Below are 8092 nucleotides of genomic sequence, written 5' to 3'. Positions count from 1 at the left end.
AGTTCATGCCGTACTGTCAGATTAGCTGTTTTCATGCTTTGCGGTGGTTTTTGTATTTTATTTAAAATCAATCAGTTATGATAAATAATGGCTGTATATTGTTCCAGTGCTTTTTGTTGTTTATGCTATTATGCAAGCAATTATGTATAAACATTTGTATAAACACTTTGGGCTGGGTGGTGGTCTATGGCTGGCGAACTTAACAAACTGAGCGACAGGAAGTTAAAGGGATTACATGGCATCCCGGCCAGTAAGATTGAGTTTTATGCTGATGGTGCCGGGTTGAGCGCTAAGGTAACGAAAGCTGGTGGCATTAGCTGGGTGTTCACTTACCGACTAGACGGGCAGAAGCTGCATCGGCTGACTCTGGGACGCTACCCTGATATGAGTCTCAAAGAGGCCCGTTCCTCGCGTGATAAATGTCGTCAGTGGCTGGCCTCTGGTAAAGACCCAAAGCACCAGTTGGCGCTAACTACTCAGGAAACGCTTAAACCGGTCACGGTGCAGGAAGCTATCGAATACTGGATACGCGAATATGCGGAAGAAAATCGCGCGAACGTTGAGCGGCATAAAGCGGAGCTACGCAAACATATTTACCCTTACATTGGGAAAATGGCCCTCATTGACTGCGAAACCCGATACTGGCTTGACTGCTTTGACAGGATGAAAAAGAAAACTCCAGTCGCCGCAGGTTATGTGTTCCAGATGTGCAAACAAGCCCTGAAATTCTGCCGGGTTCGTCGCTATGCTGTGAGTACCGCGCTTGAAGATTTAACAATTCCAGATGTCGGTAAAAAACAGGCAAAAAAAGACCGGGTATTAAACGATAAAGAGGCTGGCGATTTATGGGCTGCCATTTCCTCTGGCACTTGCTTCATGCCTTACTACACCAGGCTACTGACAATCCTAATGGTGTTTGGGTGCCGAACGCAGGAGGCCAGGCTATCAGAGTGGAGTGAATGGGATATGGATGCCTGGGTCTGGACAGTTCCCAAAGAGCACAGCAAGGGCGGCGAGAAGATTGTAAGACCTGTGCCGGATGCCATGCGCAAATTCATTGAAATACTGCATGATGAAACGAAACGATCCGGCCTTTTGCTTGGGTCGGTTAAAGGCAGTGAAGCGGTAAGTCAGTGGGGCCGCGGCGTTTATAAAAAGCTGGGGCATTCTGAACCATGGACACTGCACGATCTAAGACGAACTTTAGCAACGCATATGAATAATATGGGTATAGCACCACACGTTGTCGAACAGTTGTTGGGGCACTCAATGCCGGGAGTCATGGCGATTTATAACCGTAGTCTGTATTTGCCTGAGAAACTGGATGCGCTGAATAAATGGTATGACAGACTTGATATTTTATCAGGTGGATTCACTAACATTGTTTTGTTGAATAAGGCTGAATAATGACTAGTTTTCTAAAATTGGGTATTTTCGAGCGAGAAGCCAAAGCCCCGGAGCTAAATATTAAACAACTTGCACTACTTATGTGTGGGGTAGATCCGACAGTTAAAACTGCTGATATCCCTGAAGCGAAAGTTGAAGCTTACAATATATACTATCGACAACTGAGTAGATGGTTATCAGCATCTAAATTATTTCGAGGTGGAAACTCAACAGCCTATCCCGCAGACTATATGTTTGCTCTGGCATATCCTCTTATTGATGAAGATATTACACCACAACCCATAAAGGACAGATGCCTTGCGGCGGTGGCTATAATTGCTAATCAAAACAAAGGAAAAGAGCATCTTTATGCTATGGGAGGGGATGAGCTTTTACAGGTCGGAATTGCATTGAAAAGCAGCAAACGCGGCTTGCATCGTAAAGAAGATGAAAAGGAATATAATGATAAATTAATGGGGATGCTGGTCAAGCTTATAGCACATAAGATAGGCCATTCGTTTGGCACCTCTAAAAAACCAAGCATCTCGGCTATTTTAAACGAACTATATAAATTAGCTGATGAGGAAGGTATATCTAAAACTGGATTATCTAAATCAGCAATATATGAGAAAATTCGAAAGGCATTAAATTCGATTTATTATACGGAATGAATATTGTTTTGCAGTGTTAGTAGGTATTATTTATATTTCATGTGAAAATACTAATTAATTATATTTGTTGGAGCTTTTGGCGATTCTATGATCGCCAAGGAGATTCAATTGTTATATTTGATGTGTATTACCGTTACATTCAACAGCATTCAACAGCATTCAACAGCATTCAACAGCATTCAACAGCATTCAACAGCATTCAACGACACGTAATGACACGTTATGACACGTAACGGCACCCGACAGCACCTAACAATACCTAGCTCCATCCACGGTCCCTACTAGGTCATTACTTGCTAACTTTTTCCATCTTTGTTCATGGTTATTCATCACTGTTCATCAGCGTTCATCATTGTTCATCTTTGTTATGAACAATCCAAGGTGAATCAAATCGTTAAAGAACGGTGATCTTCGGCGAGTTATTGAAATTCATGATTTTTTCTCTCGAGACAGCCGTTGAAATTACTGTGGAAACTGTTTTAAACAGGGGAGCGTTATCTTGATGGAATTTCTATCTTTCAATGGAATTGCGTGTTCTTTTAAAGGATTCCAGAATCAATGGAAATGCTGGTCGTTTATCCACTAATCTCTTCGCATAACATTGAAACAGTGGAGGCAGCATGCAAAATATAACCTTTACCCCGCCAAATCCTGAACAGCGCCGCACCCTTTTAGAAGAGTACGGCTTTAAGTTTGATCGCCGAATCCGTGAAGATGAATGCAGCGAGATCACCAGTCTTTCCCGTTCCAGCCGCTGGAAGATGGAGCAGCAGGGGCGCTTCCCTCCGCGCTGTCACTTTGGCCGCAATAGCTGTGCTTGGCTTCTTTCGGATGTGCTCTGGTGGGTTCGTAATCCGCCAGCAGTAGAGAACGTCAATAACCCATACAGCCGTAAATCTGCTTAATTAACCACAGGTAATCTGAGATGAAAAAGATTAATGCCCTCCACGGGCAGGGATTCGCTCACCCTGTAGCCAGCCAGCACGATATTTCAGCGAACCGTAAACAGGTTATTTCCGGTGACTGGTCGCCCATTAATCGCGGTGAATTTACGCTTGCCGATCTGGGGTTGCGCCACAACGGTAACGGGCTGGTGTGGCTGCGTTCCGGCGTGTCCGTGCATGAGGCAGACCATGATGTAGGGATAAGCGGCAAGGACAAGACCAAAGGAAGGGTTAATGGTCTTCCTTTTGAATTTGTCGGCCAGTGGCAGGAATACCCGACTAAACGCAGCTTTGCCGTTTCAGTATCTACGGAACTACGCCGCCAGTATTACCCGGACGATGCCACTTTTGGTAAGGCGATGCGTGAGGCGGGTTATATCCCCGTGCGCACCCGTAAATTGACCGGGAAGCTGGCAAGTTACTGGCTGTATAGAGTAACGGGTAACGATAAGGGGGTATGCACAGCAGAACCCGCGCCCTGCAAGGCTTCCGCGCCAGTTGTCCAGATCATATCTAAGCCTCATCCGTGGTTTAAACGTGTGGCACTCGATGGTAAATGGCAGTACGTCTACGCAGATCACATCCGCTTTCTGACGAAAAAGCGTCATCGCGTCGATGGTGTTCGGGTTCAGGGGTATACCGCTGGCGGGCTGAAAGTGGAGGCTATTGTATGACCGGCAAAACAAAGGCGGCCATGCCGGGCCGCCAGTGCAATACCGCTTTACTGAAACATCGCCAGATTACCAGGCTTGCCGCTGGTGGTCAAACTTTGCACTCGCCCGTTTTGGCGAGGTCAAATTATCACCAGGGATTCAAAATCCGAGCTGGAGTTCAAAATCTGCGCTCCCCCGTTTGGGGGTGCTCAAATCATGATGAGGCAGCCGCAAGCGATTTGCATAACTCAATCAGGGTTGCGCAGAATTTGAGCCGACGAAATTCGCACGCGCAAACCAAACTCGGTGATATGCCGAGTTTAAACAACCGCGTACGTTTAACGTACGGACATTGCAACCCATTGAAGGAACTTGATTATAACGAATCGTTAGAATCGGCTGGCAACAAACACGAAAAGTATTCGGGTTCGCCTGAACATCAACACTGCTTAGGTTCGGCAATCATCTTTAGAGGATGTATCAAGGAAAATCAACAATATGCAGTTGAGGTTTCGACGAATTTCTTCGGTAGCTGCAATGGCAGCGCATTTTTGCTCTACGAGGTAAATCAACAACGTACAGTTTTGCACCGTAATCCAGATTTGGCTTACGAGAGGGTAGTAACTCAAAATTACGAGGTTAACCAGCTGTCTCTGAGCGAGTCGGATAACAAACCCTCTTTAAGAGGGGAGGCTCTGATTTCGGCAGTGCCTCACAGCGCTAACGAAATTAGCCCTGTTCAGGAAAAGAGAAAGGGTGGGATTTCAAATCCTACCCTTTGGCTGGTGGTCTACCGACAAACTACCGAGAACCCGGCAGTAAACAGCATTACGGGGAGTAATCCTGTTCAGCCTTTTGGCTCGATGCCTCTTGTGATGAGCTCACGGCGGGCAAGTTCTTTCAACCAATTAGCAAGGCTGGTGCCATCTCGATCCGCTTCTGCTTCAAGCTGCGCTTTTAGTTCAGGGCTAATGCGCATATGGAAAGGTGGAGATTTACCCGCACCGCGAGGCTGGCTATCACGGACAATAATCTCTTTTTCTGTTGACATGTGTACACCTATAGATCTATCGTTAATCTCGTTAGGTGTACACACTAACATGTGCATCTCTAAAAATACAACGCCCCCGAACGGTATTACCAGTACCGAACGAGGGCTAACCACCACCGTTAGCTTAGATAACGAGGCAGCTATGAAAGATCATATCACACACCCGCAAGGGCGGAAGTCCTACATCTGGCGTTTTCTCGCACTGAGCGCTATCGGTCGCAACGTCATTCACATCACAGCTACCACCGAACGCGAAGCCCGTGAGCAATCACCGGCTGGCTGCGTGATGGTATTCGCTGGCCGTCTACCAGTTCAGGAGGTTCGCTATGCGTGAGCCAATCTGTCTGGAGCAGGCCGAATATAAATCAGCGCTGGCTTCATCACTTTACGAAACCATTCTGGAGAAGGCCTCTGCTGAATGTTCAGAAACGCTGCTGAATCTGATTTCTATTGCGTGTGATTTTAACCAGGAAATTCACCGGGCATTAATCGCCGAGCTGCGCATGGGAGAGACAAAATGAGACAGGTTCCTTTTGAAGTCCTGATGCACGCCGAAGACGCACTGGCATACAGCAATCAGGCTCTGGCTATGCTGGAAATCTGGATGGACTCCCTCGGCGAAGGTGATGAACACGAATCTAACTGTGTGGCCGCCATTTTCAGCCTGGTGCATGAGTCCAAAGATCGTCTACAGAAAGCGCGGGAGGCTTCCAGTGCAAAATGACTTTGTAAGCGATGCGCGGCACGGGAAGCGCGGAGAGTTCAAATTGCCGCTGTTTTGTGAACTGACTGCAGAAGGGCAGAGTCACATCACCTTTGCCCTAAAGTTTGCCCCCGAGTCTGTGGCTGTGTTCCATCCCGATTCGGGAGAAATATCTCACTGGCTCAGCCGCGGAAACGAGATTATCGACATTTACGGTTGCTATGCCGTCTTTCCTCGCAATGGCATTAGGGAGGAACAGCAATGAGCCGCGCAATTGAGATTATCCGTGAAGTTAAGCGCCAAGCTGCCGGAAGCTGGGAAAGCCTACTTCCTCAGTGCGGGGTGACTGTTCCGCCGAAAGGCCGTCACGGCCCATGCGCCATCTGTGGTGGATCTGACCGATTTCACTACATTGACGACCACGGCGGCGGCGAGTGGCATTGTCGCCAGTGTGACGAGCCAAATCACGGCGACGGTCTGGATCTCATTGCCAGATCTCAGGGCATTACCATAACCGCTGCGGCGCAGAAAGTATCCTCTGTGCTGGGTGGTGATACCCGGACACCGGAACCGAAGCCAGCCAGAGAGAAGCCTCAGACGGATATCGCCGGGAAAGTTGCGGCGCTGACCGCTAAAGCCTCTCCGGGGCAGTCTGCTTACCTTACATCAAAGGGGCTTCAATGCCCCTTCCCGATGCTGTCCGATGGGTCGCTGCTGCTGGTGCTGAAAAACGGTGCTGGCGCGACGACAGGCGCACAGGTGATTAAGCCAGATGGAAGTAAGCGGCTGGTGGCCGGCACGGTGAAGAAAGGCTCTTTTTGCGTGGTTAATTCCGGTGAAACGCCGGAGACGGTGATTATCGCCGAAGGGCTGGCAACGGCGCTTTCAGTTCAGCAGTTCCGCCCTGATGCGACAATTATCGCAGCAATTGACGCCGGGAACCTGCTGCCAGTTGCGCAGGTGATGCGACAGCGTTACCCGGGTGCGCAGATCATCATCGCCGCAGATAACGATATTAAGCCCGGCGAACCAAACACGGGAAAATCAGCCGCAGAAAATGCCGCTAAAGCTGTCTCTGGCTGGGTGGCTTTACCTCAGACCGAGGGAAAGGCCGACTGGAATGATTTTCACCAGCAACACGGGCTGGAAGCAGCGGCAGCAGCATTTAATGATTCGATGTACCAGCCGGAGGGCGAGAAGGTGGTGGTAAAACTCAAGGCAATTGACGGCGGAAAAGAGAATCAACACGAAGCTGTTACACCTGCACTTAATCAAATGGGGGCTAGCCAGCGCGGAGAAGTCCTGCTGGCTCACTACGATGGCGACCTTGCGATCCATGCAGATTCCGACACGGTACACCATTACAACGGTGTGGTATGGGTTCCTCTGACAGACAAAGAATTGCAGCGAGAAATGGCGCAGATCTACATCGATGCGGAGGTGGCGTATTCACAGAACGCTATCAAATCAGCAGTCGATACAATGAAGCTGGGACTTCCGGTAATGGGTACAACAGCCCGTAACCTGATTGGTTTCAGCAATGGGGTTTTTGATACCCGCTCAGGACAGTTCCGGCCTCACAACCGAAAAGACTGGCTTCTCGTTGCGAGTGATCTGCCGTTCAGCGAACCAGCAGAAGGCGAGACCCTCGCAACCCATGCGCCGAACTTCTGGAAATGGCTCCGCCGCTCTGTAGCGGATAATGACCGAAAAGCAGACCGTGTACTGGCTGCTCTGTTTATGGTGCTGGCGAACCGGTACGACTGGCAGCTGTTTCTTGAGGTAACGGGGCCGGGCGGAAGTGGCAAAAGTGTTATGGCGGAGATCTGCACGATGCTGGCGGGCAAGGCCAACACCGTATCGGCGAGCATGGCGGCGCTGGAGAACCCAAGGGAAAGGGCGCTGGTGGTGGGCTATTCGCTAATTATCATGCCTGATATGACCCGGTACGCTGGCGACGGCGCAGGGATTAAAGCGATCACTGGCGGGGATAAGGTGGCTATCGACCCAAAACACAAAGCGCCATATTCAACCCGTATCCCGGCGGTGGTGCTGGCCGTCAATAACAATGCTATGACGTTCAGTGACCGCAGCGGCGGTATTTCACGGCGACGGGTGATTTTCAACTTCACCGAGGTAGTGCCGGAAAACGAACGCGATCCGATGCTGGCCGAGAAGATTGAAGGAGAGCTTGCGGTAATCATCCGGCATCTTCTTGTGCGATTTTCCAGCCAGAACGAAGCCAAACAGCTTTTGCATGAGCAGCAGAAATCAGAAGAAGCGCTGGCCATCAAAAGAGAAGGTGATTCACTGGTGGATTTTTGCGGCTACCTGATGGCGCTTGTTGAGTGCGAGGGAATGATTGTTGGCAATGCTGAGATGGTGCCATTCAGCCCGAGGCGTTATCTGTACCACTCATACCTTGCCTACATGTCAGCGCATGGCCTGGGTAAACCCGTATCATTGACGCGGTTCGGCACTGATATGCCGGGGGCAATGTCTGAGTATGGCAAAGAGTACAAGCGCAAACAGTGCACCCGGGGGCCGGATAAAGGGCGTACGATCTCAAATGTCCTGTTAGGTGATGATGCTGATGGGTGGCTACCAGCAGCAACAGGAAATAATAATGGTGAGCAGGGGTAGAATTTAAAAATTATCGATAAAGTGTCTACCGTGTCTACTGT

Annotated in this window: 8 protein-coding genes; all 8 read left to right on the top strand. The window is 49.3% G+C overall.

The window, feature by feature from the left end; all coding sequences use genetic code 11:
* Window positions 1-186 precede the first annotated feature (186 nt).
* The 8 genes from M8370_RS22485 (at window position 187) to M8370_RS22445 (ending at window position 8051) form a co-directional block, all read left to right on the top strand.
* On the top strand, window positions 187-1407 hold the full coding sequence (locus M8370_RS22485; protein WP_019077826.1) for a tyrosine-type recombinase/integrase: 1221 nt from the start codon (window positions 187-189) through the stop codon (window positions 1405-1407).
* A complete protein-coding gene (locus M8370_RS22480; RefSeq protein ID WP_019077825.1) occupies window positions 1407-2057 on the top strand; it encodes a hypothetical protein in 651 nt (216 codons plus the stop codon). Before M8370_RS22485 ends, M8370_RS22480 begins: the two co-directional genes overlap by 1 nt.
* Before the next feature lie 620 nt (window positions 2058-2677).
* Window positions 2678-2962: a helix-turn-helix transcriptional regulator gene (locus M8370_RS22475; RefSeq protein ID WP_019077824.1), complete on the top strand. Its 285-nt coding sequence runs from the start codon at window positions 2678-2680 to the stop codon at window positions 2960-2962.
* 20 nt (window positions 2963-2982) lie between these two features.
* Window positions 2983-3675, top strand: coding sequence for a hypothetical protein (locus M8370_RS22470; protein WP_019077823.1), 693 nt, complete (start codon window positions 2983-2985; stop codon window positions 3673-3675).
* Window positions 3672-5039: a host cell division inhibitor Icd-like protein gene (locus tag M8370_RS23705; protein WP_373371126.1), complete on the top strand. Its 1368-nt coding sequence runs from the start codon at window positions 3672-3674 to the stop codon at window positions 5037-5039. The genes M8370_RS22470 and M8370_RS23705 overlap by 4 nt, the downstream gene beginning before the upstream one ends.
* On the top strand, window positions 5032-5226 hold the full coding sequence (locus M8370_RS22455) for a hypothetical protein (RefSeq protein ID WP_019077820.1): 195 nt from the start codon (window positions 5032-5034) through the stop codon (window positions 5224-5226). The genes M8370_RS23705 and M8370_RS22455 overlap by 8 nt, the downstream gene beginning before the upstream one ends.
* Window positions 5223-5429 (top strand): hypothetical protein, encoded by a 207-nt coding sequence (locus M8370_RS22450; RefSeq protein WP_019077819.1) that lies wholly within the window; start codon window positions 5223-5225, stop codon window positions 5427-5429. The genes M8370_RS22455 and M8370_RS22450 overlap by 4 nt, the downstream gene beginning before the upstream one ends.
* Window positions 5430-5669: 240 nt before the next feature.
* A complete protein-coding gene (locus M8370_RS22445; RefSeq protein ID WP_019077817.1) occupies window positions 5670-8051 on the top strand; it encodes a toprim domain-containing protein in 2382 nt (793 codons plus the stop codon).
* Window positions 8052-8092 lie beyond the last annotated feature (41 nt).

It is taken from the genome of Enterobacter cloacae complex sp. OE43NF, from assembly GCF_023544405.1.
Classification (GTDB): domain Bacteria; phylum Pseudomonadota; class Gammaproteobacteria; order Enterobacterales; family Enterobacteriaceae; genus Enterobacter; species Enterobacter cloacae.
This window is presented reverse-complemented; position numbering and strand designations above follow the sequence as displayed.

What these genes read in the sequence shown, in the direction of transcription:
- M8370_RS22450 (WP_019077819.1), top strand. Translation starts at nt 5,223, where the DNA reads ATGAGACAGGTTCCTTTTGAAGTCCTGATGCACGCCGAAGACGCACTG.
- M8370_RS22480 (WP_019077825.1), top strand. Translation starts at nt 1,407, where the DNA reads ATGACTAGTTTTCTAAAATTGGGTATTTTCGAGCGAGAAGCCAAAGCC.
- M8370_RS22445 (WP_019077817.1), top strand. Translation starts at nt 5,670, where the DNA reads ATGAGCCGCGCAATTGAGATTATCCGTGAAGTTAAGCGCCAAGCTGCC.
- M8370_RS22455 (WP_019077820.1), top strand. Translation starts at nt 5,032, where the DNA reads ATGCGTGAGCCAATCTGTCTGGAGCAGGCCGAATATAAATCAGCGCTG.
- M8370_RS22485 (WP_019077826.1), top strand. Translation starts at nt 187, where the DNA reads ATGGCTGGCGAACTTAACAAACTGAGCGACAGGAAGTTAAAGGGATTA.
- M8370_RS22470 (WP_019077823.1), top strand. Translation starts at nt 2,983, where the DNA reads ATGAAAAAGATTAATGCCCTCCACGGGCAGGGATTCGCTCACCCTGTA.
- M8370_RS22475 (WP_019077824.1), top strand. Translation starts at nt 2,678, where the DNA reads ATGCAAAATATAACCTTTACCCCGCCAAATCCTGAACAGCGCCGCACC.
- M8370_RS23705 (WP_373371126.1), top strand. Translation starts at nt 3,672, where the DNA reads ATGACCGGCAAAACAAAGGCGGCCATGCCGGGCCGCCAGTGCAATACC.